The organism is Variovorax sp. PMC12 (assembly GCF_003019815.1).
Lineage (GTDB): Bacteria > Pseudomonadota > Gammaproteobacteria > Burkholderiales > Burkholderiaceae_C > Variovorax.
On the sequence record NZ_CP027773.1, the window covers coordinates 541,401 to 567,683 of the forward strand.

Annotated in this window: 24 protein-coding genes; 5 read left to right on the forward strand and 19 right to left on the reverse strand. The window is 69.0% G+C overall.

The window, feature by feature from the left end; all coding sequences use genetic code 11:
* Positions 1-5: 5 nt before the first annotated feature.
* From C4F17_RS02435 to C4F17_RS02460, 6 genes are all read right to left on the reverse strand, one after another.
* Complete coding sequence (locus C4F17_RS02435; protein ID WP_106934156.1) at positions 6-947, reverse strand: ABC transporter substrate-binding protein; 942 nt, start codon at positions 945-947, stop codon at positions 6-8.
* 23 nt (positions 948-970) lie between these two features.
* On the reverse strand, positions 971-1,822 hold the full coding sequence (locus tag C4F17_RS02440; RefSeq protein WP_081269061.1) for a PA4780 family RIO1-like protein kinase: 852 nt from the start codon (positions 1,820-1,822) through the stop codon (positions 971-973).
* Positions 1,819-2,919, reverse strand: a complete 1,101-nt coding sequence (locus C4F17_RS02445; protein ID WP_106934157.1) for a GNAT family N-acetyltransferase — start codon at positions 2,917-2,919, stop codon at positions 1,819-1,821. Before C4F17_RS02445 ends, C4F17_RS02440 begins: the two co-directional genes overlap by 4 nt.
* 323 nt (positions 2,920-3,242) lie before the next feature.
* Positions 3,243-5,186: a reverse transcriptase family protein gene (locus tag C4F17_RS02450; protein WP_234382508.1), complete on the reverse strand. Its 1,944-nt coding sequence runs from the start codon at positions 5,184-5,186 to the stop codon at positions 3,243-3,245.
* Positions 5,187-5,469: 283 nt separating this feature from the next.
* The gene (locus C4F17_RS02455) at positions 5,470-7,176 is read right to left on the reverse strand and encodes an SWIM zinc finger family protein (RefSeq protein ID WP_106934159.1); all 1,707 of its coding nucleotides are present in this window, start codon (positions 7,174-7,176) and stop codon (positions 5,470-5,472) included.
* Positions 7,173-10,358 carry a HEAT repeat domain-containing protein gene (locus C4F17_RS02460; RefSeq protein WP_159053594.1) on the reverse strand — a complete coding sequence of 1,062 codons (3,186 nt, stop codon included), beginning with the start codon at positions 10,356-10,358 and terminating at the stop codon, positions 7,173-7,175. The genes C4F17_RS02455 and C4F17_RS02460 overlap by 4 nt, the downstream gene beginning before the upstream one ends.
* Before the next feature lie 138 nt (positions 10,359-10,496).
* On the opposite strand from C4F17_RS02460, the gene C4F17_RS02470 reads away from it, so the two are divergent.
* Positions 10,497-11,591 carry a DNA ligase gene (locus C4F17_RS02470; protein WP_159053595.1) on the forward strand — a complete coding sequence of 365 codons (1,095 nt, stop codon included), beginning with the start codon at positions 10,497-10,499 and terminating at the stop codon, positions 11,589-11,591.
* A gap of 6 nt (positions 11,592-11,597) precedes the next feature.
* Here the strand turns inward: C4F17_RS02470 and pdxR are convergent, their stop codons facing one another.
* Positions 11,598-13,034 (reverse strand): MocR-like pyridoxine biosynthesis transcription factor PdxR, encoded by a 1,437-nt coding sequence (gene pdxR / locus C4F17_RS02475; protein ID WP_106934163.1) that lies wholly within the window; start codon positions 13,032-13,034, stop codon positions 11,598-11,600.
* Positions 13,035-13,124: 90 nt separating this feature from the next.
* Between pdxR and C4F17_RS02480 the strand changes: the two genes are divergently transcribed.
* Entirely contained in the window at positions 13,125-13,868 is a 744-nt protein-coding gene (locus tag C4F17_RS02480) for an NAD-dependent epimerase/dehydratase family protein (protein WP_106934164.1), read from the forward strand.
* Positions 13,869-13,977: 109 nt separating this feature from the next.
* Positions 13,978-14,397, forward strand: coding sequence for a cupin domain-containing protein (locus C4F17_RS02485; protein ID WP_234382510.1), 420 nt, complete (start codon positions 13,978-13,980; stop codon positions 14,395-14,397).
* Positions 14,398-14,404: 7 nt separating this feature from the next.
* Here C4F17_RS02485 and C4F17_RS02490 read toward each other — a convergent pair whose 3' ends face one another.
* On the reverse strand, positions 14,405-15,145 hold the full coding sequence (locus tag C4F17_RS02490; RefSeq protein ID WP_159053596.1) for a DUF6882 domain-containing protein: 741 nt from the start codon (positions 15,143-15,145) through the stop codon (positions 14,405-14,407).
* A 30-nt stretch (positions 15,146-15,175) separates the two neighbouring features.
* Positions 15,176-15,535: a DUF2845 domain-containing protein gene (locus tag C4F17_RS02495; RefSeq protein WP_106934166.1), complete on the reverse strand. Its 360-nt coding sequence runs from the start codon at positions 15,533-15,535 to the stop codon at positions 15,176-15,178.
* A 192-nt stretch (positions 15,536-15,727) separates the two neighbouring features.
* On the opposite strand from C4F17_RS02495, the gene C4F17_RS02500 reads away from it, so the two are divergent.
* Entirely contained in the window at positions 15,728-15,988 is a 261-nt protein-coding gene (locus C4F17_RS02500) for a hypothetical protein (RefSeq protein ID WP_081269051.1), read from the forward strand.
* Positions 15,989-16,004: 16 nt separating this feature from the next.
* Here C4F17_RS02500 and C4F17_RS02505 read toward each other — a convergent pair whose 3' ends face one another.
* Genes C4F17_RS02505 through C4F17_RS02515 form a run of 3 tightly spaced genes read right to left on the reverse strand, consistent with a single transcriptional unit; the run spans position 16,005 to position 18,666 of the window.
* On the reverse strand, positions 16,005-17,201 hold the full coding sequence (locus C4F17_RS02505) for a PrsW family intramembrane metalloprotease (RefSeq protein ID WP_106934167.1): 1,197 nt from the start codon (positions 17,199-17,201) through the stop codon (positions 16,005-16,007).
* On the reverse strand, positions 17,198-17,767 hold the full coding sequence (locus tag C4F17_RS02510) for a hypothetical protein (RefSeq protein ID WP_106934168.1): 570 nt from the start codon (positions 17,765-17,767) through the stop codon (positions 17,198-17,200). The genes C4F17_RS02505 and C4F17_RS02510 overlap by 4 nt, the downstream gene beginning before the upstream one ends.
* Positions 17,768-17,808: 41 nt before the next feature.
* Positions 17,809-18,666 (reverse strand): hypothetical protein, encoded by an 858-nt coding sequence (locus C4F17_RS02515; protein WP_159053597.1) that lies wholly within the window; start codon positions 18,664-18,666, stop codon positions 17,809-17,811.
* 152 nt (positions 18,667-18,818) lie between these two features.
* Here C4F17_RS02515 and C4F17_RS02520 point away from each other — a divergent pair, with 152 nt between their 5' ends.
* Positions 18,819-19,313: a cupredoxin domain-containing protein gene (locus C4F17_RS02520; RefSeq protein WP_106934170.1), complete on the forward strand. Its 495-nt coding sequence runs from the start codon at positions 18,819-18,821 to the stop codon at positions 19,311-19,313.
* Positions 19,314-19,344: 31 nt separating this feature from the next.
* Here the strand turns inward: C4F17_RS02520 and C4F17_RS02525 are convergent, their stop codons facing one another.
* From C4F17_RS02525 to C4F17_RS02555, 7 genes are read right to left on the reverse strand one after another with little or no spacing between them, the layout of a single operon-like run.
* On the reverse strand, positions 19,345-19,737 hold the full coding sequence (locus tag C4F17_RS02525) for a VOC family protein (RefSeq protein ID WP_106934171.1): 393 nt from the start codon (positions 19,735-19,737) through the stop codon (positions 19,345-19,347).
* Positions 19,738-19,783: 46 nt separating this feature from the next.
* Positions 19,784-21,316, reverse strand: a complete 1,533-nt coding sequence (locus tag C4F17_RS02530) for an amidohydrolase family protein (protein WP_106934172.1) — start codon at positions 21,314-21,316, stop codon at positions 19,784-19,786.
* An 11-nt stretch (positions 21,317-21,327) separates the two neighbouring features.
* Positions 21,328-22,230, reverse strand: a complete 903-nt coding sequence (locus C4F17_RS02535) for an ABC transporter permease (protein ID WP_106934173.1) — start codon at positions 22,228-22,230, stop codon at positions 21,328-21,330.
* Positions 22,227-23,261, reverse strand: coding sequence for an ABC transporter permease (locus tag C4F17_RS02540; RefSeq protein ID WP_106934174.1), 1,035 nt, complete (start codon positions 23,259-23,261; stop codon positions 22,227-22,229). The genes C4F17_RS02535 and C4F17_RS02540 overlap by 4 nt, the downstream gene beginning before the upstream one ends.
* Positions 23,258-24,811 carry an ABC transporter ATP-binding protein gene (locus C4F17_RS02545; protein WP_106934175.1) on the reverse strand — a complete coding sequence of 518 codons (1,554 nt, stop codon included), beginning with the start codon at positions 24,809-24,811 and terminating at the stop codon, positions 23,258-23,260. The genes C4F17_RS02540 and C4F17_RS02545 overlap by 4 nt, the downstream gene beginning before the upstream one ends.
* Before the next feature lie 16 nt (positions 24,812-24,827).
* Complete coding sequence (locus C4F17_RS02550) at positions 24,828-25,880, reverse strand: BMP family ABC transporter substrate-binding protein (protein ID WP_106934176.1); 1,053 nt, start codon at positions 25,878-25,880, stop codon at positions 24,828-24,830.
* A 59-nt stretch (positions 25,881-25,939) separates the two neighbouring features.
* The gene (locus C4F17_RS02555) at positions 25,940-26,260 is read right to left on the reverse strand and encodes an NIPSNAP family protein (protein WP_081269040.1); all 321 of its coding nucleotides are present in this window, start codon (positions 26,258-26,260) and stop codon (positions 25,940-25,942) included.
* Between the last annotated feature and the right edge of the window lie 23 nt (positions 26,261-26,283).

Consider the following 26,283-nt stretch of genomic DNA (forward strand, 5'->3'; position numbering starts at 1 on the left):
GTCGGTCAAGGCTTGGGCTCGCCCAGCGAGGCGAGGCACCCCACGATGGCGTCGGCGGCCTCGTCCAGCCGGGGGCCGGGGCGCATCATCAGGTCGAAGCGGGCCGAGGCGAAGCTGCAGACCCGCCCGCGCTTTATCGCCGACATGGCCGACCAGCCCGGCCGCCCGGCCATGGCCGAGATTTCGCCCAGTGCCGACACCATCAGCACGTCGGGGTCGGCGCGCACCACGAATTCGGGGCTCATCTTGGGAAAGGGGCCGAGCGTGCCGGGCACCGCGTTGCCCAGCCCGAGGCGGGCGAGGGTTTCCCCGATGAAAGAGCTTTCGCTGGCTGCCGCCATGCCGCCATGCACTTCGAAGTACACCCGCCGGCCCTGCCAGCCGGCCGGCACGCGGGCCCGGGCGGCGTCCAGCCCGGCATCGAGCTTGCGCCAGTAGGCCTCGCCGGCGCCGGGGCGGCCGGTGGCGCGGGCCACGGTCTCCATCACGCGGCGCAGGTCGGCATGGGTCTTGGCGTCGAGCGCCAGCACCTTGATGCCCAGGCGCTCCAGCGGCTCGGCGGCACGGCTGCGCGGGCGCAGCAGCACCAGGTCGGGCTTGAGCGCGACGATGCGCTCGATGTTGGCGTCGTCGATGCCGCCCACCTGCGGCAGGCCCTTCACCGAAGCCGGCCAGTTGGCATGGCGGTCGATGCCGACAAGCCGGTCGCACGCGTCCAGCGCGCAGACGGTTTCGGTCAGCGAGGGCATCAGCGACACGATGCGCCGCGCCGGCGCCTGCAGCTCCAGCGTGGTGCCCCGGTCGTCCTGCAGCCGGATGGCCGTGCCGGCGGCCTCCGCGGCCGGGCCGAAGCCCAGCGCCACGAAAGCCGCGGCCTTGGCGACCCGGCGGACGGTGGAGGCCAGGAACTGGCGCGGGGCGGGAGTCGGCAGGGCGGAGGAGGTCATCGGGCGGGCGGGCGTTGGCCCGCCTATTGTCGCGGCGTGCGCAGGCGCAGCAGCCGCGCGGCCTCTTCCTCGCGCGCGTCGTCCACCTCGCGCAGCACGTTGCGCAGGTCGACAGGGCCGGTCTCGGGCACGAAGCTGCCGGTCAGCTCGGTCTCGGGGCGCAGCTGGCCGCGTTCGTAGAGGTGCCAGATCTCTTCGCCGAAGCGCGTCTTCAGCAGCGCGGGCGCGAACTGGCCGAAGAAGTTGCGCAGGTTCTCCACGTCGCGCAGCAGCATGCGCCGGGCGTGGTTGTTGCCCGCGGCATCGACCGCCTGCGGCAGGTCGATGACGACCGGGCCGTCTTCGGCCAGCAGCACGTTGAACTCCGAAAGGTCGCCATGCACGATGCCTGCGCACAGCATGCGCATCACCTCGCGCAGCAGGCTGGCGTGGTGGCGCAGCGCGTCTTCGGGCGAGAAGGCCACGTCGTTCAGGCGCGGGGCGGCGTCGCCGTTGGCGTCGGTCACCAGGTCCATCAGCAGCACGCCCTCCAGGAAGTTGTGCGGCGTCGGCACGCGCACGCCGGCGGCGGCCAGCCGGTAGAGCGCATCGACCTCGGCGCTCTGCCAGATGGCCTCGGTCACCTGGCGGCCGAAGCGCGTGCCCTTGGCCATGGCCCGCGCCTCGCGGCTGTTCTTGACGCGGCGGTTCTCGGTGTAGTCCACGGCCTGGCGGAAGCTGCGCTTGTCGGCCTCCTTGTAGACCTTGGCGCAGCGTGTCTCGTCGCCGCAGCGTACGACGTAGACCATGGCTTCCTTGCCGCTCATCAGCTGGCGCACCACGGTGTCGATCAGGCCTTCGTCGATCAGGGCCTGCAGTCTCTGGGGTGCTTTCATCGAGATGCCTCCTCGGGCGTAGTGGAACGGGTGGCGAGAAAGTCCCGCAGGCTTCGGGTGCCGACCTGGTAGAGCCTGTCGTGCCGGTACGGCGCGAAGCCCAGGCGGTGGTTGATGGCGAGCATGGGCGCGTTGACCTCGGCGTTGCTGGTGATGGCGAGCGTGACCTCGGGATGGCGCTCGCGCACGAGTTGCAGCATGGCGGCCTTCACGCCCTTGGCGAGACCCTTGCCGCGCCATTTGCGCGACACGGCCGTGAGGCGCTGGCTCATGCGGTCGGGGTAGCGCGCATTCCAGCTGGCCTCGCACATCGCGGCCAGTTCGTCGCCGTCGAGCAGCAGCACCAGGAAGTGCTCGCCGCCGCGGCGGTCCATTTCCGCGTACCAGGGTGCGAAGTCTTCGAGGTCGTAGCGAAAGGGCGGACGCTGCAGGCCGGAGGTGGGTGCGTCGTCGAACAAGCTGGACATCGGGCCCACCAGCGCCGCCAGCCGCTCGTGCGGCACGCGGCCGGCATGCACCTCGGCGCGAAGGCCGTGTGCAGGCGCGAAGCCTTCGGTGCGCCAACGCGCGAGCTCCTGCCAGTCGAGGCCGTCGAAGCGCATGCGGTTCTCGACGCTGCGGTGCTTTTCGCTCGCGCCGATGGCCCGCAGGAAGGCGTGGCCCCCGGGCATGTGCGCCTTGATGGTCGCGATGGATTTGCCGTGCTGCTCCATCTGCGCCAGCAGCGTGCGCAGCAAGGCGCTCGCCACGCCGCGCCGGCGGTGCGGCAGCAGCACGCCGCCCCAGGCGTCGATGAAAGGCGCAAAGGGCTTGCTGTCCGGAGTGCTCGGGCGGCGGAAGCTGGTGCTCAGGCTGCCGATGAATTCGCCGTGCTCGCCCACGGCCAGCACGCGATGAAAGGCATAGAGCGGGGCTGTTTTCAGCACCTCGCGCCGGCGGTCGGCGTCGGTCTGCACGGGCTCTCCGGGATGGTCTTCCGCGGAGCGCAGGCGCCAGTAGGCGAGAAAGCGATCCCAGTCGGCTTCGCTCGCGCGCTGGGGATCGAACACGGTAGTGGTCACGGTATGCCGCGAATGCGCGGCACGGGGTTCAAGCATGGGTTTGCCTTGATTCGAAAAGGAACGGGGCGCGGCCGGCACACGCGTGCTGGCGGCGGCGTTTGAATCGGGGCGGTTTGTTGTCGCTGCGGCGAAAGGGCCGCGGGTACCAGACTGGCCGCGCCCGTCAGGGGCACGTGCTGCGCGGGTGAAGCGTCAGCAGTCGGTCAGAGGGCTAGGGGAGGCACGACAAACCGCACGATGCGGGGGGCGTGAACAGCGGTGTCTTCCATCGCGTACCTCCTTCTGTGGCTGTTTGTCGGAGCGACGACTGTAGCTGGCTTGCCTTGCGCTGTGAAGCGGCGTGTGGTTTTGGCGCTCGCTCACTTGCGCATGCTGTGCACGAGCGTAGCCACCGCGGAAGACACGAAGACCGCCGCCAGGAACCCGCCCCATCCGCTTTTTCGTCGCAGGAAGTTGCTGATGAACACGCCGCCGGTGAGCAGCCAGATCAGCGGGCTGGAGCCGGCCAGGAAGGTCGTGACCACGTAGAGCGCCTGGAACATCATGCTGACGATCCAGCCGATGCGGGACAGGGCGCCGGGCGCGGGGGCGGCCGCGGGAGTGGATGGCGCGGATGGCGCCTGCGTCTGCGCCGGGCGCGCCGCGGCCTGTGGCGCAGCTGCTCCAGCGGCAGCCTGTGCCCGGGCCGCATCGCGTTGTGCCTTCTTCTCTTCGGCGATCTGCTCCGCTGTCTTCTCCAGCACGGGCGCCGCTGCCTGCGCGGGCTGCCACCACGCGGGCCACGGCGCCTGTCCCGCGGCCGACCGCTTGCGGAACTGGCCCGCGGGCAGGCTGCGTTGCGACGGCGTCTGCGGCACGGCTGGCGCGGCCGCCTTGCCGCCGCCGTGCTTCGCGGCCAGTGCGCGAACGCGTTCCACGTAGGGCGCACCGCGCGCCGCGTCGGTCATCGCGATGAAGTTCGCGTAGCCGCGCAGCGCGCCGATCACGTCGCTGTTGCCGTTCCACTGCAAGCCCTGCGGGCCATGCCGTTCGGCCTGGTGCAGCACCGCGCGAAAACGGCGCATCGTGTCGCGGTCGAGTGATAGCTTGTCGTTGACCACGATGCCCGTCACATGCTGCTGCCGGTGCCTGCGCATGACCTGCTGCTTGTCGGGGTGCACCGTGAGGCCTTCGCTGGCCACGATCTGCTTCACGCGCCACAGCAGCTTGGCCGTGTCGCGGCTGTGCGCGGCGTCGGCCGAGAAGCTCAGGTCGTCGGCGTAGCGCGTGTAGCGAAAGCCGAGCTTGGCCGCGCTGGCGGCCAGCCGTGCGTCGAGGCGGCGGCACAGCAGGTTGGTCAGCATGGGGCTGGTCGGCGCGCCTTGCGGCAGCACGCGCTCGCCGCGCGCAACGAAGTAGCGGCGGCCGTCGAGCTGCACTTCGTCGGTAGGTGCCTCGGTGCACACCAGCGCGAGCAGGCTCGCCACCTGCTGTGAATAGCCCAGCTGGCGGAACACGCCGCGCACGCGGCGCATGCCGATCGACGGAAAGAAGTCCTTCAGGTCGAGGTTGATCACCACGTCCTGCCCCACGTGCGGCGCGGCATTGGTGAGGATCGAGCGGCCCGGCAAAAAGCCGTGCACCGCGTCGTGTACCGGCATCTTCGCGAGGATGTTGTCGAGCACCCAGTACTGCGCGCGCTTCATGCGCGGCATGGGCGCGGAAATATGGCGCTCGCCGCCGCTCTTCTTGGCAATGGTGAAGCGCTGGTAGTGGCTCACGCTGGCTACGTCGCGGTGCCAGGCCAGGAAGCGCAGTTCGCCCAGGCCGATGCCCATCGCCTGCGCGAGGTCGCCCGCGTGGTGCAAGGCGGGCAGGGCGTTGCGCGCCAGCACCTCGGCGTCGCTGCGTGCCTCGCCCAGGCCGCCGGACACGCCTTCGCCCACGTAGAGCAGTTCGCGCTGGCGCCGCTCGTGCCATGCCAGAGCGCGCGCATGGCGGCCCTGGGCGAGGCGCTGGCGGGTTTCCTCGCGGCGCTCGCGGGCCTTGGCCATGCGCTCCTTGCGCATCGTCTTCAGGGCCTTGTCGCGGTCCTCGATGCCGCGCAGCTCCTCGCCGAGCTTGCTCAGTGCGGCCTGCAGCTCGCTTTCGCGGCGGATCAGCCGGGCCTCTACCGTGGGCTGCGCCGCGTCCTGCGGCCAGAAGCCCAAGCGCTGCATTTCCTCGAGGACCACCTCCTGCTTCGAACCCTTGCGGATGCGCTCGTAGAGCTGCTCGCGCGTGAGTGCCGAGTCGGGAATGGAAGATGCGGGGGGAGACTGCATGGTCATGGCGCTGCGCCACCGGCCGATGCACTGCTGAAGAAAAAAATGCGAACGAAGCGGGAATCTCGTCGAAGAGCCTCGGGACTGGAGGGCTCCACTCGACGCCGTACACGCATGGTGACGCCGATGAGCTTCGAGGAAGCCGTACTGTTGTCGCGTCACCATGCGTGTACGGCACAGTGAAGAGACGTCCAGTGACGCTTGGGAAGTGCTGTGTGCGAGGGTGGCGATACGCCAACCGGATTGCAAGAGCCTTCCCGCTCCGTTCGCAAAAAGCAGTGTATCAGCCGATGTGTGCGGTCCTTTCCTGATCTGTCGTCGTTGTCGTTGCGTTCTGGATGCCGGCCGTGGTCGGCAAGGCCGACAGGCGCAGCGCGAGCATGTGCTCGCACGGTCCCTTGGTCATGCGGTGGCGCACGAAATGGCTGCACTGGCAGTCGCCCGAGGCCACGCGCTGGTCGGTGTCGAGCTGCAGGCTCACCAGGTATTCGCGCTGGCCGGTCGCGCCCTTGCACTTGCCGCTCAGCGCGAGGCCGCCGTCGGGCCGCGCCTGCGTCTTCACGTTGGCGATGCGGCGTGCGCGCACCAGTTCGGCGGCGGCTTCTTCCTCGGGGCTGGCATAGCGCAGCTTGTCCATGGGCAGCGGCTCGCGGCTGAGTTCGCGCAGGCGCCAGACGCCGTGCGCCAGGTCGTACACCACGCGGCCGGCCTGCACGTAGCCGCCGAGCGCCGCGTCGACCGTGAGCGTCGACAGCCCGGTGGCTGCCGCCAGCTCGGCGGTGGTGGCGCGCCAGCGTTCGCCCAATGCTGCGAACACGCGAAGCTGGCTGTCCTGGTCGACCGTGTGGCGCGGTTGAAGCAGTTCGAAGTGGCCGTTGCGCGACCAGTCGTTGGCGGTCCAGCCCGAGAGGCCGAGCGTGAATTCCATGTCGGGCAGCTGCGCCACCCAGAAGCTGGGCATCCCGGTGCCCAGCAGGTGCAACGTGAAGCCTTGCGCCACAGGCACCAGGCGTTCGAGCTGCAGCAGCCGGCGCCGGCCCCAGACGCGGATGTCGATGTCCGAGGTGGCGCTGTGCGTGGAACGCGGGCACACCAGCTCGTGCCCCCAGGGCTCGAACAGGATGCGCACCGGCTGGCCCGGCCGCAGGATGAAGCGCAGCGAGCGCGGCCCCACGCGCTCCTTGCGCCGGCGCAGCACGAGGCAGATGTTGTGCACGTCCATCGGGTGCAGCTGCAGCCGCTGCGCCGGCAGCAGCATCGCGCTGCTCACCTGCAGGAAGCCGCGCACCCAGCTGTCGGGCACGTCGATCTTCGGCTCGTGGAAGGCTGGGTCGTTGTCGCTCTGAACCTGGAAGCCGCCGGGGTCGATGGCCAGCCGCGTGGTCTTGTAGTCGCGGATCTTCTGGAACTCGTCGTACAGAGACTCGGAGTAGTCGACGTTGGTGGTGCCGAAGGCATGGTCGCTCACCCGGTCGAAGATGTCGTGGCTGCACGAGAACATGCCGTAGCTCGACTCGTCCTGGCTGAAGCACTCGAAGAACACGCGGTCGGGGTGCACCGTGATGACCGGATCGAGCACGAACCACGCCTCGCGGTTGACCTTGTAGATGTGGTCGAAGTAGCTCTTCTGCGCGCGCAGGAAGGGCTGCAGCACGGCCGACTTGCGCTTGCGCAGCTCGGCCAGTTCGTCGCGAAGAGGCGCCATCTGAGTCTTCAGCTCGTCGCTGCGCGCCATGAACTGCGCGAGCAATTCGCCTTCCTGCCCGGCCAGCCATTCGAGATACGCGCTCTTGTCGCGCGGCTGGAAGCGCAGGTCGCCCACCACCACGTCGTGCAGGGCCGACATGCCTTCGCGGAACGGCAGGTGGCGGTTGATGTCGGCCACGAAGTGCACCGGCGCGCGCAGCGTGTCGGGCGCGAACTGCAGCGCGGTGCTGTCGGCCGTGTGCTGCGCGCCGGACTGGCCGAAGTAGCGGTACTGGAATCTCATGCGGCGCTTCCTCCGCCCGGGGCGGCGGGCAGCGCGCGGCGCGGCGCGACGCTGCGTACCGGGGCGGTCTGCAAGGGGTTGTCGAGTTCGGGGAACTGCGCCTGGATGCCGCGCAGCCCCGCTACGTACTGTGCGCGCTCGGTGATGGCGCCTGTGACGGCCTGCCGCGCGAACACGCGCGCCACGATCCGCGCGATGTCTTCCGAATGCGCCGCCTGTGCCGCCAGGAACTGCATGACGCGCGCCTTGGCCAGCCGGCCGCGGTTGGCCTGCGACAGCACGCTCAGGAAGTAGGGCTCCAGCCGCGCGAGCACGTCGGGCTTCTGTCCGGCGGCCGAAGCCAGCCAGTTGGTCACGAACAGCTGCATGCCGGGTGAGGGGTGCTGGCTCAGCTGCAGCATGTAGGTGGTGACGTCGGTCACATCGAAATTCGTGGTGAGCAACTCGCGGCCCAGCCGCTGCGCGCCGGCGTCCTTGTGGTCGCACAGGCGCACCAGCAGCGCCGGCGTCCATTGGGGCGCGTTGCCCTGGGCGCCGAACCACTGGCGGGCCCAGTCGCGGGCATCGTCCCAGCGGCTGTCGAAGATGCGCAGCGCGTCGCCGAGATTCGCGAGCGTTCGTTCCGGCTGTGCGGCGAGCTGGTCCATGGCCCAGCGGCGCGCGGCGGCGGTGTCGACGAGGCCGAGGCTCGCCGTCTGCAGCACGTCGAAGCCCTGCGGGTCTTGCTGCGGCAGCAGCCATGCGCCGAGCTGTTGCGCGCCCTTGCTGCGTGCTTCGAGCAGGCGCAGCGTGACGGCGGGCTCGCCCCTGCGCGTGTGCTCGGCGAGCGGGCCGCGCAGCCATTGCAGCAGGGCATCGAACACGCCCTCGGCGGCTTCGGCGCGGAACAGCTCGTCGCGCAGCATCGGCATCAGCGCCGCGCCGAACGCCGGATGCTCCGGCAGCAACTGCGCGAGCTTCGGCGCCACGGCCGCGCGAACGAGCGCCATCGGGCTGGCGCAGAAGGCTGCGAACAGCTCGGGCTGGCCGAGCAGCGTGTCGTCGGGCAGGGCGGTGAAGAGCCGCACGCCGGCGCCGCGCAGGCGCGCATCGTCGGACTGCAGCAGCCGTGTGAGCACGGCCACCGGCAGGCCTTGCACCGAGGCCGGGTGCAGCAGCAGCCACTCGGCCGCTGTCGCCACGACCTCGGCTGCGGGGTGATCGAAAAGCGCGAGCAGCTCAGGCAGCGGCGCCTTGGCCGCCGCGGTGCGCAGCAGGCCCTGCAACGCCCATTGCAGGTTCTCGCAGATGGCGGGCAGCTCGGGCGTATCTGCATCGCTGCCCGCGAGCCAGGCCAGCAGTTCGACGCACAGCGCATCGAGCGTCGAGAGGTTCGACGCCGCCGCCTGCAACAGCAGCCGCGAGGCACGTCGCACTTCGGCATCGGCCGAGGTGAGCAGCATCAGCAGCAGGTCGACTTGCTGGCTGTACAGGCCCGGATCGCGCGCGATGCATTCGAGCGCGTAGGCGCGCGCCTCGGCGAGCGGAGAACGCAGCAGCGCCGGCAGCCATTGCATGGGCGCCGTGCCCGCCGCGATGCGCTGGCGCGCGATGGCGAGCGCGAAGCGCGCGGTGTCGTCCCAGTTGCTGGCGAGCAGGCTCCACACGGTGGGCGCGTCCAGCGCCTCGCAGAAGGGCTTGTTGTCTTGCAATGCGCGGGCGGCAAAGGCGTGCACCGCGGCGCAGCGGCCTTGCTGCATCAGCTGCAGCAGGGCTTGCGGATGGCGGTCCCAGCGCTCCGGCCAGGCTTCGGTACGGTCGATGCGCTGCGCGGGCAGCGGGCTGTGGCGGCGCCAGCGCAGTCCGCCGCGCTGGGCTTCCCATTCGGCGTCGTGGCGGTGCAGCAGCTGCATCAGCACCAGCCAGTTGCTGTAGGGGCCGGTGTGCCAGCGGCCGGGTTCCTCGCTCCAGCGCGGGTCGCGTTGCTGGCCGGCGGTGCCGGCGTCGGCATCGTCGGCGGCGAGCAGCACGCCCATGGCCAGCTGCAGCCAGCTTGCCTCATCGGCCGTGCCGGCCAGAGCCAGACGGCGCAGGCTGCGCCAGGTGCGGCGGCGCAGATAGTCGCGCGTGCGGTGGCTGTAGGCCAGGCGGCTGTCGGGCCGTACGATTTCTTTCGCGATCTCTACATAGCGGCCGTTCGCCATCGCCCAGCGCCCGCCGGAGCGGAATGCCGCGCGCTGTGTTTCGAGCCGCTGGTGCAGCACGCCGAGCAGTGCGTAGTCGCCCGCAAATTCGGCACCCTTGTAGAGGCGCCGCCATGCGCGGAAGCTGCCGGCCGCGAGCTGCAGCGTCTGAGCGATCTCGCGCAGCGCGGCGTGCACCAGGCTGTCGGTGGCGGGGCCTTCGAGCAGCGACAGGTCGAACAGCTGCTCGACCCACGCGGCAAATTTCATTCCGTTCCACAGCGCGCTGTCGGCCAGGTGATCGCGCAGGCGGGGCATGGCTTGTTCAAGCGGCAGCTCCAGCAGCTCGGCCCAGGCGCGGCGCAGCGCGGCCGGCCAGTCGTCGGCGATGCGCGCCATTTCGCTGGCGCGCTGGTCCTGCGGCCACAGGCTCAATGCGGCCCAGCGTGCCGCGCGCGTGACCACGGGCGTGCGGCCGCGCCGGGACAGCTCGCGCATGGCCTCGAACGCACCGCCGTCGCCGCAGCGGCCAATGGCCCAGGCGATGCAGTAGTCGAGCATCGGCTCGCCGGTCTCTATGAGGTCTATGAGGCGCGGCACCGAGGCGGCCAGCCGGCGTTCGCCGATGCGCCATACCACGCGGCTCTGGCGCACCGGCGGCAGCAGTCGCCAGGTGTCGGGGTGGAGGCTGGCGAGCAGCACGGCGTCGCCGGGGTGTGCGAGCGCAACGGGGGCAGGCGATGCTGATGGGGCAGTGGCAAGTGGGGTGCCCTCGATGGTGTAGCCCTGCGCGATCTGCGCCGCCACGGCCTGCTCGAAGGCGGCGGTGGCGGCATCCAGCGGCAGCGGCGAGGGTGTGTGGACGGTTTCCTTCCACTGCTGGCCGTCGCGGCTGGTGCTCACGTGCACCACGTGGCCCGGGGCTTCCGGCAAGGCGAACAGTTCCACCGTGCTGAAGCCGCTCGCGCCCAGCGCGCCCGGCTTCATGCGGATCAATTTCTCTGAGCGAATGCGCTTCACGCGGAGGCCTCCCTGCCTTCGGGTTGGATGCTTGTGCTTCTTGTTCCGCCGAGCATCTTAGCGGGCAGGGGCGCCTGTTGGCCGTGTGTAGCATCGTGCTCGGCAGGCATCTTTTCGAACAGGCAGGCAATGAGCGCGATGGCGAATACGGAACACTTACAACAATCGAGTTTTCTCTACTTCACGGGCCAGGGCTCGGACAAGGTCTACCAGGTGCACCTGCGCCAGAAGGACGACGGCTGGGTCGTCGACTACGGCAACGGCCGGCGCGGCGGCACGCTCGCCACGGGCACCAAGACCAGCAGCCCGCTCGCCTATGAGGCCGCGCTGAAGATCTACGAGAAGGTCGTGAAGGAGAAGACCTCCAAGGGCTACACGCCCGACCAGTCCGGCGCGCTCTACACCTCGACCGAGCTCGCCGGCCGCGTGAGCGGCGAGCTGCCGCAACTGCCCACGCTGATTGCCGAGGAGCAGCTGGCGCGCTACCTCGACGACCCCGGCTGGGGCCTGCAGGAAAAGGCGGACGGCGAGAACCGCATCCTGCTGATCGAAGGCGGCACGGTGCGCGGCACCAACCGGCGCGGGCTGTTCGTCGACATACCGCAGGCATGGGTCGGCGCCGCTGACGCGCACGCCGGTCGAACGGTGATCGCGGGCGAGCACGTCGGCGATGCTTTCCTGGCCTTCGACCTGCTGGAGATGGCGGGACAGGACCTGCGCGGCGCGCCATTCATCGAGCGCTTCGGCCATCTGCGGAAGGCCGCGGCGACGGTGCCGTGGATCACGGTGCTCGCGCTCGAACTGAGCGCCGAGGGCAAGCGCCGGCGTGCCGCCGAACTGCTGGCCGCGCACAGTGAAGGCTATGTGCTGAAGGCGCTCGACGCGCCGTTCGCGGCGGGCCGCAGCAGCGCCAGCCTGAAGTTCAAGTTCAACCAGAGCGCGACCTGCGAGGTGCTTCGCGTCAATGCGCAGCGCTCGGTGGCCGTGGGCTTGCGCGACGAGACCGGCGCGATGGTCGATCTCGGCAACGTGACCGTGCCGCCCGGCGAGGCGCTGCCGGCCGTGGGCACGCTGGTCGAGGTGCGCTACCTGTACCGCTATGCCGGCGGCAAGTTCGAACAGCCCGTCTACAAGGGCCGGCGGCCCGACATGACACCGGCCGATGCGGTGCTGTCGCAGGTCACGCGCATCAAGGACCGCAGCGCGGCGCTCGAGGAAGACGGCGAAGCCTGACGCGCTTCAGCCGAACGCGGCACGAAGCAGGGCCGCGAGCCGGTTCGCCTCGGCGGCGCTCGCGATGTTGGTGAAGCCCATCAGCAGCCCTTCGTCGCCGGACGCCGCGACATGCCGGCCCGACAACGGCTGGCAGTTCAGCCCGGCCTGTTGCGCACGGCGGGCCAGCTCCGCATCGCGATGGCCGAGCCCGTCGAAGCGGGCGATCAGGTGCATGCCGCCGCTCTTCAAGTCGATGCGCACCGCGTCGCCAAAAGCTTTCAGCAAGGCCGAGGCGAGCATGCTCCGGCGGCGCGCGTACAGCAGCCGCATCTTCTTCAGGTGGCGCGAGAAATGGCCCTCGCGCATGAAGTCGGCCACGATGGCTTGCATGAGCTGCGGGCTGCCGTTCGAGCCGATGCGCGCTACCTCCTCGAAGCATGCGCGCAGCGACTCGGGCACCACCAGGTAGCCGAGTGCCAGGCCCGGATACAGCACCTTCGAGAAGCTGCCCGCATACAGCACGCGGTCGTTGCCGTCCAGGCTCTTGAGCGCCGGCAGCGGCGGACCGGCATAGCGGTATTCGCCGTCGTAGTCGTCCTCGACGATCCAGGCATTGGCCGTGGAGGCCCATTCGAGCAGCTGCAGCCGCCGTGCCAGCGACATCGACACGCCCAGCGGTGCCTGGTGCGAGGGCGTGACGACGGCCATGCGCGCCTTCGGCGCCTTGCGCAGCCCGCGCGAGACCACCAGTCCCTCTTCGTCGACCGGCACCGGCACCGCGCGCTGGCCGGTGCGGCGCAGCACTTCATGTGTCGGCGGAAAGCCCGGGTCTTCGATCCACACGCGGTCGTCCTTCTTGAGCAGCACGTTCGCAACCAGCGCGAGCGAGGCGCGGTAGCCCGGTGTCACCAGCACCTGCGAGGGATGGCAGGCCACGCCGCGCGACACCTGCAGGTAGGCTGCGATGGCCTCGCGCAACGGCGCGAAGCCCGCGGGCGCGCCGTAGAACATGTCGGCCACGCCCATGCCCCGCATGCGCCGCGCCGCCAGGCGCGACCACAGCTTGCGCGGGAAGGCATCGAACGAAGGGATGCCGAGTTGCAGCAACGGTGGTTCGCCCGGCTGCATGAGTCCGCCGATGGCGACGGGCGCCTCCACGCGCAGGGGTTCGCGCCGCGCCGCATGCTGCACCGGCAGCGACGGCGAGACCACCGTGCCCGCCTGCCCGCGCGACGAAAGATAGCCTTCGCCCGTCAACTGGCTGAAGGCCGCCTCGACGGTGCCGCGCGCCACGCCCAGTTCGCTGGCCAGGTTGCGCGCCGATGCCACGCGGTCGCCGGGGCGCAGCGTGCCTTGCTCGATGGCGTTTCGGTAGCGCTCGTAGATCTGCCGGAACAGGGGCGTGGCCCTGGCGCGGTCGAGCGTCGGAGTGTTCCTCGATGGTTTCTTGCCGCTTGCCATGGCCCAGTCGTTTTGTCGATTCTTGGTTCTTTCGGGTGAGGCATCGTAGGCCTAAGCTCGTTCCATGAACAGCTTGAAGGAATCGATGCGATGAGCGAGAAAGTTTTTTTGGCGGGCGCGACCGGGGCCGTGGGCACCGCGCTGATTCCGCTGTTGAAGGACGCGGGCTACGTCGTGTACGGCAGCACGCGGCGCGCCGACCGGGCAGCCGGGTTGGAAGCGCTGGTCGTGCGCCCGGTGGTCGTCGATGTATTCGACGCGACGGCATTGACGGCAGCGCTCGCGCGCATCGCGCCGTGGGGCGTGATCCACCAGCTCACCGACTTGCCGAAGGACCTCGATCCGAAGCGCATGGCCGAGGCCGCCGTGCTCAACGCGCGGGTGCGCACCGAGGGCACGCGCAACCTCGTGGCCGCTGCGGCGGCAGCGGGCGCGAAGAGGCTGGTGGCGCAGAGCATCGCGTGGGCCTATGCGCCCGGTGCCAAGCCCTTCACCGAAGACATGCCGCTCGATCTCGGCGCGGAGGGTGTGCGCCGCGTCAGCGTCGACGGCGTCGTCGCGCTGGAGCAGGCGGTACTGGGCGCGCCAGGCATGACGTCCACGGTGCTGCGCTACGGCCAGCTCTATGGTCCGGGCACCTCGACGGCCGAGCCCAAGGGCGCGAGCCCGCTGCATGTGGAGGCCGCCGCCGTTGCGGCGCTGCTGGCGTTGCAGCGCTCGGAAGGCGGCGTCTTCAACATCGCCGAGGATGGCGATGAAGTCAGCAGCGAGAAGGCGAAGCGTGCGCTGGGGTGGCGCGCGGATGCCCGGCTGCCGCTGGGGGCGGTGCGGTGAATGCGAAGGAGCCTTTGCTGTCGTGGCACCGCACGTGCCTCGGCTTCGGCGCGCTGTCCGTCGCCGCCGCAGCCTGGGCGCTGCTGCCGCATGCGGGCAGCAGTCGGCAGTGCGGCTCATCGATGACATCTGCAGCACGGTGAGCCGGCCAATGTTCGCGTCGGCACCATCGGTGGAAGGCCCGGGCGCCGCCGCGCGGCCCGCCACTTCGGTGAAGGTGATCTCGTGCGAGCCGCTGCCGCATGTGCCAGGGAAGTCCGTCACCACCGCCATCGTCGACTTTCCGCCGATGGCCTATTCGCCGGCCCATCGCCATCCGGGTTCGGTGACCGCGATCATTCTCGAAGGCACGGTGCGCTCGCAGCTTGCCGGCACGCCGCCCGGCAACTACCGCCCCGGCGAGACCTTCTTCGAGCCGCCCGGCACGCTGCACCTGTTTGCGGAGAACCCCGACCCGGTGAAACACGCGAAGCTGGTGTCGGTGTTCGTGGCCGATGAGAGCTGCGGGCCGCTGGTGCTGCCGCCCTGACGGGGGCCTATCGCTTCCAGAACTGCCAGCGCGGCGCTTTCGGTTCGGGCGGCGGCTCTGCCGCCGGCGTTGCGCCTTGGGGCAGCAGCGTGCAGGCAACGTTCGAGATGCGGCCGGATTCATCGAAGCTGATTTCGATGTGCCCCTCGCCCGCGCGCTCGGCCCGGATGGCCGCCGCGGTGCTCGATGTGGCCTCCAGGCCCTGCTGCCGCAGGAAGTTCGTCGCCATCCGCCTGTGGTTCACGTCGAACTGCGAGATCACCTCCATCAGCACCGTGACCGCGCGTGGCAGCGTCACAGGTGCCAGTACCTCGCGCGGCACGTCGTCGAGCAGCACGAAGAGGGCGCCGCCGTCGTAGGGCGCGCGGTAGTAGCAGCGCCCGCCTTCGAGGCCGCCGCACGTCATGGCGATCATGTGGTCGGTGAGGGCATCGTCCAGTTGCAGCGACGCGGAGGTGAAAGCCTCGATCGACTCCGCTTCTCCGCGCTGCCGGATGCGCAGGGCCGCCTCGGTGTGCTGTTCGGGGATGTTGCTCTGCGCGTTGGCCCAGACCCACAGCCACGTGCCGGGGCCTAAGGCGTGCGTGCCGAGCAGTTGCGCGGGGTATCGCAGGTCATCGCCGAAACTCAGCACGCCCTTCTGCACGTCGATGCCCCAGGACCTTTCTCCGATGACATCGCCCAGTGCCATCTGTCTGGCCAGGGCGGAGGCTGCTTGGTCCGAAAAATGATCCTGGAATGTGCTCACGTCAGATCCTGTGTTCGTTGATGAAAGCGCTCAGCGCACCCGATCCCCGTCGCGCACCGATTCCACCGCTCCGTTGTAGAAGCGCACGATGCCCAGGAAGTTGCCCTGGCCGCGGTTGTAGACCCAGTCTTCCATCGGCACGCATTGCTGCGTGATCACCTGTTGCGCCGGGCCGCCGGGGTAGGGCGAAAGCACCCAGGCGACTTGCGGGCGCGGCACGCAGACGAATTCCTTGGACATCGGATCGCCGCATTTCTGCACGACCGAATACTTGGAGTCGCCCACGCCCGAGAGCATGCCGCCGCAGCTCAGCGATTGGGCGGACGCGCCTGCGCCGTGCAGCAGGGCGGCAATACCGAAGAGGACGGCGCTCGCGGTGGTGGTGCGCATGGGCGGCAAAGAGAAGCAAAAAGGAGGCTGTTCCGGCTCGGACTTTATCCGCTGCTTGAAGTTCTGGGCCTTTGCGGTAGTGCGGGAAATGTGCGATGGCGGCCGTGATGGATGCGGGGTGGTGGCTGACACGCGGTTTCGCCAAGCGATGCGAGCATCGACGCTCAAACATCAAACTTGGAGGAACACCCGATGACCAGAAAGATCCTGATCGCGCTTGCAGCATCGCTGACGATGCTTGCCGCCGGCACCGCCAGTGCCCAGATCGGCAAGGCCGCCTCCGACGCGACCGACGCCGCCAAGCACAAGATCGACGAGAAGCGCGCGGACAGCGACGCCAAGAAGAGCGGCCCGGTGGGCAAGGCCGTGAACAACGTCAAGTCGGGCTATCACAAGAACCGCTCGAAGAGCTCGGCCGAGAAGGCGAAGAAGGCGTTGAAGGACGCAGGCTGAGCCTAGGCCAAGCGGATCAGGGCTGCCGCGGCTGGATCAAAGGATCGAGCTCCGCGCGCAGCTGCCTGATGGCGATTTCGTGGCGCAGCGTCTGCGGCCCGCGGCCGTAGGTACCCGCCTTGCGGATCAGGCGAAGTTGCTCGCGCTGCAGCCGGGTCTTCAGCCGCCTCGCGCGCCAGCCGTAGGTCCAGCCCATCTCGCGGCGGACCTTGTAGCGCTGCATGGGCGCGCCCAGCCGCACCCATTCGTCGTCGCGGATCAGCTCGCGCTCGGGCACGAAGACGGCTGCCAGCGCATGCAGGTACGTGCCGTTCTCTTTCACGGCCACGCGCCATATCAGGCCCGCCGCGACCAGCGCGGGAATGCCCTTGACGAACAGCAGCACGGCCATTTCGCCGTAGCCGTTGTCGAACAAATCTTCGAGGAACGGCGAATTCCAGATGAAGTGCATGGCCCACGCGAGCGCGAAGCTCGACAGTGCCGCCGCCACCCGCACAGCCATCGGCCGCTCTGGATGCAGCAGGAACCAGGCGATGCCGAAAGACGCGATGGTGGTGTAGGCCGCATGGCTCCACAGTCCGCTCATGAGCCCGCGCGTGAGCAGGTTGAGGAACACCGGATAGACCTGGTTCTCCAGCGGAAAGTGCATGGAGGCGTTGACGGTGTAGCTCAGGTTCTCGATCACCTGGAAGCCCAGCCCCGCCAGCGCGCCGACGATGAGCACCGAGAGATACGTCTGGAACTGGTTGCGCGCGACCAGCACCAGCAGGATGACGCCCGCGATCTTCAGGAACTCTTCCGTGATCGGCCCCGCGATGGCCGGCCCCCACACCGCCACGAACTCCGGCGATATGAGCTTGGCGCACAGGCTCTGGATCGCGATATTGGCCGGCGCCGCGAAGTACACCGCGCCCATGCCGCCCCAGGCGAAAGCCAGAATGAACGCCTCCGGCGGATGCTGCTCGAGCAGGTCGAGCGTGCGGAAGGCGGCCAGGAAGATCAGCGTGTAGAGCCCCCACACCAGCAGCCCCAGGAAGGCCGTGACCGGGACCACGCGGAATCCGAGCGAGAACATGTTCACCGTGTAGAACAGGCCGTTGACGATCAGCGCCGTGAGCACCCAGAACGCCGCGCGCTGCGGCTGGAAGAAAGAGTCGGTACCGACCGGCCACGAGGCCTGGTCCTTGTCGAGGACGGGAGCGTCGATGTTCATTCCTGCGGCGCCTCGATGTCCATGGAGTCCAGCATGCCGCGCGCTTCGGCCAGCGCGCCGTCCAGCCCTTCGTTGGGTCCGTAGAAGTCGATCTGCACGAGCGACTTGCGCCGCATGTCGACCACCTGCCAGAAGCGACCGGCCAGCTTGGAGCCGTAGTACGCGAAAGTCTTGCCCTGCAGGCCCCATGACGTCACGAAGTCGGACACGTCGCCGTCGATGGTCAGGCCCTGGCCGCGCTCCATGAGCCGCTGCTGCCGCACCAGCGGACCGTCGGGGCCGCCGGCCCAGGGCTGCGTCGTCACCCGAAACTTATGGCCGCCCTTGAGCAGCATCAACGAGCGGCCGGCCTTGGAGCGCGCCACGTCCATCTTCCACCCCTCGGCCGGCACGAACCGCGCCTGGCCCGCATCGATGGTTTCGCCGGCCGCCAGCGCCAACGGGCGTGCGCCGGGCGTGTGGCGGTCCCAGAAAGTCAGCCCGCCGACGTAGGCGGCAATGGCGAGCAGAACCGCGAGCGCACCTGGCCAGGTGCGGTAGGGGATTCGGCGGGAGGGCTCGTGCATGGGTTGATCGTGCCATATGGACGACCTTCATCGCCCACGAGTCACGCCCGAGGTCCGCGCGACTTTGCGACGCCGAAACCCACGATCACGGCCGCGCAAACAAAGGCCAGCAGCGCCAGCCACACCGACCTGGTGAACCCGTAAGTGCCCAGCGCCACGCCTGCCGCGACAAAGATGCCGAGCCATTCGAGCACGGCGTCGAGCCAGCTCCTGGGCCTGGACGCTGGCTGCGCGGCCTGTGGCGCGACTGGCTCCCGCCTCGGCTTCTTCCTGTCAACCTGCGGAAACTGGCCTTTCAGTTCCTCCGTGGGCCAGGACCCCGCATCGGTCGAGCCCGCGCCCGACAACAGCCATACCGGGTTCGCGCCGTATGCCGACAAGTCTTTCGCCAGCTGCTTCATCTCGCCACTCGCGGTATCGGGCGTGTCGATGGCCGCCAGATCGGCGCGCAGCCATTTCTCGGCTTCGGCGGCGTCGGGCAACCCACTGGTCCGCAGCAGCAGATGGTCCGCGAAATCATGCGCGATCAGTTCCGCAAAGCCGTCGTAAATGGGCCGGTAACGCTCGCCGACTGCCGCCAGGATGGCCTCGCGCCGGCTTGCCAATCGCGCCAATGCTGTTCGCTTGTCGGTCACGAGATAGGGGTACGTGGCCTCCGCGCCGAAATGTTCCAGGCATTCCGCGCGGTCCGCGGCGGCGGCTTCATCGTCGATGTCGTATTCGTCGATGAACCGCGCATGCCGGATGTCGTCCGCGCCGAAGAGCGCGCGCCAGAACAGCGGGAAGGACGCATTGGCTTCCAGTTCGCCGCCGTGACCGAAGAAGCCGCGCCATTCGTTGCGGCTGCCCTCGGGCATGCGAGGCAGGGCGGAACTGGACAGGAAGACGGGATGCGACATGGATTCCTTCCGGCGCGGCGGCACAAGGCTGCGTAGATTACTTTCTTGTCACCGGCCCGTCAGGCTATACGTGGATGGGCTTCCTACAGTGCGGCGCGGGCGGACATTTCGTTCATCCGTTCACGGCAAGGCAACGCAAGAGAAGGAAAGCCATGGTTCGCATCAGACTCCACATTCCCGCCGTCGCGGCGCTGCTCGCATTGGCCGCCACCGGCGCCGCCGCATCGGGCACGCATGCAGGCGGCCACGACGCCGCCGCCGACAGCGCCATCGGCAAGCCCGGCGTGGCCGGGAAATCGTTTCGCACGATCCATGTCGACATGACCGACAACATGCGCTTCACCCCGTCCGACATCCGCGTGAAGCAGGGAGAGACGGTGCGCTTCGTGGTCAGGAACGTGGGTGTCCTGAAGCACGAGCTGGTGCTGGGAACCGGCAAGGACCTGCGCGCGCACTACGAGGCGATGATGAAGAACCCCGAGATGGAGCACGCCGATCCGAACATGGTGACGCTGGCGCCGGGCAAGACCGGCGAGGTGCTCTGGCAGTTCACGCAGGCGGGCAAGGTCGATTTCGGCTGCCTGCAGCCGGGGCACTACGACTCCGGCATGAAGGGCGCGGTGAGCGTGGCGAAGGCTGGCCGCTGACCTTCTGCGTGCCTGCCCGTTCGATCGCTGCTCAGCCGCCGATGGGCGAGCACAGCTCGATCAGCGTGCCGTCGGGGCAGCGAACATAGGAGACCACCTGTCCCCATGGCTTGGAGACGGGCGCGGACAGTTCGGATGCCCCTGCCGCAATGGCTCGTGCATGCGCTCCCGCGACATCGTCGGTGACGAAGCCCAGCTCCATGCCCAGCGGCTTGGCCGAGGCCGATGCAGCAACATGCCCTTGCGGGAAATTCGACTCCGCAAGCTCGTGCGCGGCAAAGGCGAGGGTGGTCTCGCCGGTCGTGAGTTCGCCGTAGGTGTTCGATTCGTGGAGGAACTTGCGCGTGAAGCCGAAGGCCTGTTCGAAGAACAGAAGCGATTGGGCGACGTCGGGAACGTAGACGATGGTGTAGCCGAATTTCATGGGTGTCGGATGCGTGAATGCGCGGTCGAGTGAAACAGCCGGCACTCTATCTGGAGTCGATTGGCGGTGTGAGCCGCGAAAGGCCGGGCAGCTCGACCGCCTGGCATCGCCGTATCACCTCGGCGAAGCAGGGCTCGAACACGCGGTTGGCGGCCTCCCACTTGCCGTGTTCCTGCAGGTAGGCGGGCAGCAGTTCGTCCAGTTCGGCCCACACCGCCGATTCGTCGACTGTGAGCAGCCGGCCGTCCTGCGAGACGATCCGCCCGGCCACCATCACGAGCTCGACCGAGCTGCCGTTCTCGCAATAGACCAGCTGTTTTGCAATGTCGTTGCGCGGCCGGAAGTTGTCGTTGTCCAGGTCCAGCATCACGAGGTCCGCGGCCTTGCCGACTTCGAGCGAACCTGTCACTTCGTCGAGCAGCGCGGTGCGCGCGCCGTCGATGGTGGCCATCTTCAGCACCTCGGCGGCGCGCGGCCATTCGGCGGGGTCGGAGCCCGGGCCGTTGTGCATCAGCGCGGCAAAACGCATCAGGTCGAACACGCGCGCGCTGTCGTTCGACGAGAGGCCGTCGGTGCCCAGCCCGATGCGCACGCCCGCATCCATCAGCTTGCGGATGGGCGACAGCCCCGAGCCCAGCTTGAGGTTGCTCAGCGGGTTGTGCACCACCGTGCAGCCGGCCTCGCCCATGCGCGCGATGTCGGCATCGGTGAGCCAGATGGCGTGCGCCAGGGTGGCGTGGCGGTCGAGGATGCCGATGTCGTGCATGTGCGCCAGCAGCGTCTTGCCGTAGAACATCTGGCCTGCCACGGCCTGCACCTTCGTCTCCAGCAGGTGGGTGTGCAGCGGCACGCCGTGCTGCACCGCCAGCGCGTGGCAGGCCTGCAGCATGTCGACGGTGCAGCGCTGCGGCGCCGAGGGTGTGATGGCAAGGCGCAGGCGGCCATCGGCCTGCCCGTGGAACAGCCGGAACGCCTCCTGGCAATACGCCATGTAGTCGGCGGCCGTGGCCGGTGCGCCGAACTTCAGCTGCGCGCTCAGGTGCTCGGGAAACAGCTCGTGGCCGAAGGGCGTCGAGTCAAGCACCGGCGTGTTGAGCACCGCGCTCGACACATTGACCCGGATGCCCGCGTCCCGGTATGCGCGGAAGACGATGCCGAGCCGGTCGATGCTGTGCGCCATCGGGTCGAAGAAGTCGTCGCACAGGGTGGTCACGCCGCTTTTCAGCGACTGCATGGCGAGCAGCAGCGTGCGCAGGTACAGAAGGCGGTCTCCGATGGGGCTGCCGCTGAGGTACGTGTAGGCGTACAGCAGCCAGGTCTCCAGCGGCATGCCTTCGTAGCGGCCCTTGAAGAAGGTCTCGCTCGAATGCGTGTGTGCGTTGACGAGGCCCGGCATTAGGAGCTTGCCGCGCGCTTCGACGAGTGTGCAGGCCTGCGGCACGGGCAGGTCGGGGCCGATGGCTTCGATCCTGCCGTCCCGCAGCAGCAGGTCGGCATGCACGGGCTGCGTGCCCTGCGGCCCGGCCAGGGTCAGTACCTCGGCGCCGCGGATCAGTGTGAGGGCTGGCGTGGTCGTCATGTGCCGCCTGCTCAGTCGCGCATCTCGGCCGTGCCCCTGATGGAGCCCAGCCCGCCGCGCAGCTTGGTGCTCAGCCACACGCCGAAGATGGTCGCAAGGTAGGGCAACGACTGCAGCAGGTCGTTGGAAATGGCGCCGCCATACATCAGCTGGGCGCGGATGCCCAGCGCGGAAACCACCGCGAAGAACAGTGCCGCCCCGGTGGCGCCGAGTGCGCTGCCGGCGCCGAAGATCACCGCCGCGAACGCCATGAAGCCTCGGCCCGCCGTCATGTTCTGCGAGAAGATCTGCAGGCTGCCGCCGGCCAGCTCCGCACCGCCGATGGCGCACAGCACGCCGCCGAGCGCCAGCGCCAGCAGGCGCATGCGCCCCGGGTTCACGCCCACGCTGCGCGCCGCGAACGGGTGCTCGCCCGAGGCCGACATCTGCAGGCCCAGCCGGGTGCGTTCCAGCAGCAGCCACACCAGCCACACCGCCACGGGCATGAACAGCACGAACACCGAGAGGCCGCCGAATGCGCCCAGGTCGACGCTGGTCAGGCTGTTGAGCTTGGGAATGCCGAACGGCGCAGTCACCGTGGCTTCGCTGTCGTACAGCGCCTGGATGGCGAGCGAGGTGCCGCCGAGGCCCAGCCCCGTCAGGCCCAGCCCCGCGATGATCGGGTTGGCCTTGAGCCGCTCGACCACCCACCACAGCAGCGCCGACGCCGCCACGCACAGCCCCGCGGCGATCAGCATGGCCTGGGCGAACGAGCCGGTCTGCACGATGCCGACGATGAGCGCGCAGCTGCCGATGATCATCAGGCCCTCCAGGCCGAGGTTCCAGATGCCCGCGCGCTGCGCCAGCACGCCCGCCAGCGTGACATAGACCAGCGGCGTGCCGGAGATCAGGATGGAGACGAGCGTGTCTGTCATGCGGGCTTTCGGGTCAGGAGCTTGTCCAGCCACTTGGCGCGGGACGTGATGAACAGGGCGATGGTGGCGTTGATGACCTCGATGGCCGCCGCGGGCATGCCGGCCATCACCGGCAGGTAGAGCGCGGCCGATGCCAGCGCACCGAAGAAGAGGGCGGACACGGCGGTGCCGACGATGGTGAGCTGCGCGACCAGCGCGATCAGGATGGCCGTGAAGCCGTGCGCGGGCAGGAAGCCGCTGGCCAGCCGCCCGTTGGGGCCCAGCAGCTCGATGCCGCCGGCCAGCCCGGCCAGCGCGCCGCTCACCAGGAAGCTGAAGAGGCCGATGCGCCCAACCCGCGCACCCTGCCACGACACCATGGTCGGGTTGCGCCCCGCGAGGTTGGCGACGATGCCCAGCGCCGTGCGGTTGGCCAGCAGCCACGACAGCGCGAACACCAGCAGCGTGAGCACCACGATCAGCGGCGACACGCCCAGCGAATCGGAGATGCGGTAGGCGTCGGCAATGGGCCGGCTCGATGCCTGCTGTCCCGAGCCCGTCGGGTCTTTCAGCGGCCCGGAGGTCACGTACACCAGCAGCAGGCCTGCCAGGAAGTTGCCCATCAGCGTGGTGATGACCTCGTCGGTGCCCGAGCGCAGGCGCAGCAGGCCCGGCCACATGGCCCACAGCGCGCCGCCCAGCATGCCCGCGAGCAGGCAGCAGGCGACGACCAGCCAGGCCGGACCGCCCGCGAGCCACTCGGCGGTGAACGCCGCGAAGATGGAGCCGACATAGAACTGCCCCTGGGCGCCGATGTTGAAGAAGCCCGCGCGGAACGCGATGGCCACGCCGGTGGCGGTGATGAACAGCGGCATGGCCCAGCGCAGGCCCTGGTGCAGGGCCCCGTCGCGCAGGAAGGCGCCGTCGAGGATACCGGTGAACAGCTCGCCCGCGTCGAGCCCGGCGCCCATGAAGGCCAGCGCGCACAGCAGCAGCGCGAAGCAGACGAAGACCACCACCCGCAGCACGGGCAGCATGCGAGAGGCCGTCATGCGTGTGCTCCCACCATCGCCTGGCCGACCTGCCGCAGGTCGTAGGGCGCGCCGTATTCGCCGACCACCTGCCCGCGCAGCATGACCAGCACGCGGTCGCTGATGTCGAAGAGCTCGTCCAGGTCGGACGAGATGAGGATGATGGCCGCGCCCCGGTCGCGCGCCTGCCGCAGCGCCTTCCACACGTAGGCCGTGGCGCCGATGTCGAGGCCGCGCGTGGGCTGCGCCGCGATGATGAGCCGGGCGCTGTCGTCCACTTCGCGCGCGAAGATCACCTTCTGCGCATTGCCGCCGGAGAGCGAGCCCGCAGGCTGGCCGCAGTTGGCGTAGCGCACGCCCCATTGCGCGAGCGCCACGTCGCACTCGGCCTGGAGCTTCTTCGGGCGCACGAACGACAGCAGCCCGCCCTGCAGCAGGCGGCCCATGGACCAGTTCTCCCACAGGCTGCTGTTGAGCGACAGGCCCTCGACGTTGCGCTCGAACGGGATGATGCGCAGGCCCGCGGCGCGCCGCGTGGCGAGGTCGCTGTGCGTCATGTCCTTGCCGCCGAACTCGAGCGTGCCGGACGCGGTGCCGGCCAGCGCCGAGATGGCGCGCACCAGCGTGCGCTGGCCGTTGCCTTCGACGCCGGCGATGCCGATGATCTCGCCGGCGCGCACGTCGAGGCTCACCTCGTTCAGCGCCGCGCCCTCGGCGTCGGGCTGGGTAGAGAGCTTGTGCATGCGCAGCACGGTGGGAGCCGTGAGCCCTTCGGCTGCACGCGGCGGTGCCGCGGCTGCCTGCACCGGTGCCTTGGCGTCGCCCATGATCCATTGGCTCAGTTCGGCCGCGCCGATCGATGCGCATGGCACTGGGCCGGTGACATGCTCGCCGCGGCGCAGCACGCTCACGGTGTCGGCAATGGCCATCATCTCGCGGATCTTGTGCAGGATGAGCACGACGGTCACGCCGCGCTTCTTCAGGATGCGGATGCGCTCGAACAGCGTCTCCACGCCCGCCGGTGCGAGCACCGCCGTGGGTTCGTCCAGGATCAGCACGCGCGCGTCGGTGACCAGCGCACGCGCGATCTCGATGCCCTGCTGCGTCTCGATGGGCAGGTTGCGGATCACTTCGCGCGGGCTGACCGAAAGGCCCAGCCCGTCGAGATGCGCCTGCCAGCGCGCTTCCAGCTGGCGCCTGGTGAACAGTCCGCTGTGCCGCGTGGCGCCGAACTCCATCGCCTGCGCAACGGTGAAAGACGCGGGCAGCGCGAAGCTCTGGTGCACCAGTTCCACGCCGGCCGCGCGCGCGGCGTTCACGTGGCCGGTGCGGATCTCGTGCTCGCCGATTTGCACGCGGCCGTGCGTGGGTTTCACCAGGCCGGAGCAGACGCGGGCGAAGGTGGTCTTGCCCGCGCCGTTCTGGCCGACCACCGCATGGATGCGGCCTTCCTCGAAAGCGATGGACACGTCCGACAGCGCCTTCACGGTGTCGTATTGCACGGTGACGCCGTCGAGCACCAGCGCCGGGCGCGCAGGAGAGGCCCCGCTGTTCGAGGAACTGCTGTTCATGCTGCGGTGGCGAGGGTCAGAGGATGGTGTTGAAAGGCACCTTCAGGGCGCCGCTCAGGATGGCCGCCTGCGCGGTGCGGATCTCGGCCATCACCTTTTCGGCCTTGGCCGCCACGGCCTTGTCGCCTTCCTTCTGGAACAGCGGCGACAGCTCCAGGCCCACCACCCCGGTGCCCAGGCCGGTGTTCAGGTGCGCGCCGCCCTTGCCGTTCTTGAGGATCTTGCTGGCCTCGTCGTAGAGCGACTTGCCGAAGTGCAGGCTGACGATGGAAATCAGCGTCTTCGGACCCTGCGGGTATTGCGCCGGGTCGAGGCAGCTCAGCAGGCGGCCGGGCTTGTCGTTGGCGGCGGCGATGATGCCCGCGTCGGTCGCGGCGGCGTCGGTCTGGATGAAGTCGATGCCGCCGTTGAACATCTGCGTGGCGATCTCGCGGCCCTTCACCGGGTCCTGGAACGAGCCGGCGAAGGCCACCGTGACCGCGGCGTCCTTGCGCACCGACAGCACGCCGGCCTTGAAGGCGTTGTAGTCGGCATTCAGCGGCGGGATCGACATGCCGCCGATGAAGCCGATCTTGCCCGTGGTCGACATGCGCCCCGCGAAGATGCCGGCCAGGTAGGTGCCCAGGTAGTAGTCGTAGGAGACGGTGGTCACGTTCGGGATGGCGGGCTTCATCTCGTCGCCGAACAGCTGCAGCCACTGCGTCTTCGGGTACTTGGGCGCGAGCGCCTTGAAGGGCTCGGTCACTTCGTTGAAGGTCGACACGATGATGGCCGCGCCGGCATCGCCCAGCGTGCGGAAGATGGTCTCGTAGGTCGACGGGTCCTTCGCGTAGATGGCGCGCGTCTGCATGCCCGTTTCCTTGCCCAGCAGCTTGAGCCGCGCAATCATCGCGTCGACCGCGCTGGCGTCGCCCGCAGCCTGCGTGTGCACCAGCGCGATCAGCCCGCCCTTGGCATTCGCGATCAGCGGATAGAGGGCGCTGGCCATGGCGACACCGCCAAGGCCGGCCGCGGCTTTCAGTATCTGCCGCCGGGGCGTGGCGGCGCGGGAGGATGCGTTGCTTGTCATGCGGATGTCTCTCGGGTTGAAGAACTGGCGGACGAAATTGCTGCGGGGAAGAAATGCGCTCAGGGCGTCGGCGAACCGGGGGCGGGGTTCATGATCATCACGTCCTGGCTCTGGATGGCGTCGAGCGCCCACACGCTCTTGATGAATGCCTGCCACTCGGGGTCGGCGTACATGGCGGCGCGGCGGGCCTCGCGGTCGGCAAGGCTGTCGTAGGCCCAGATCAGCACCGAGGTGTGCAGCCGGCCGATCTCGGAGATGTACAGGCCCACGAACTTGTTGAGGTGGCGCTTCTGCACCGGCAGGCCCTCGCGTTCGTACTTCTCGCGCCACTGGTCGATGGTGCCGGGGCGGAAGGTGTAGAGGCGGTGTTCGACGATCATTTTTTTGCTGTGCTCCTGCTGGC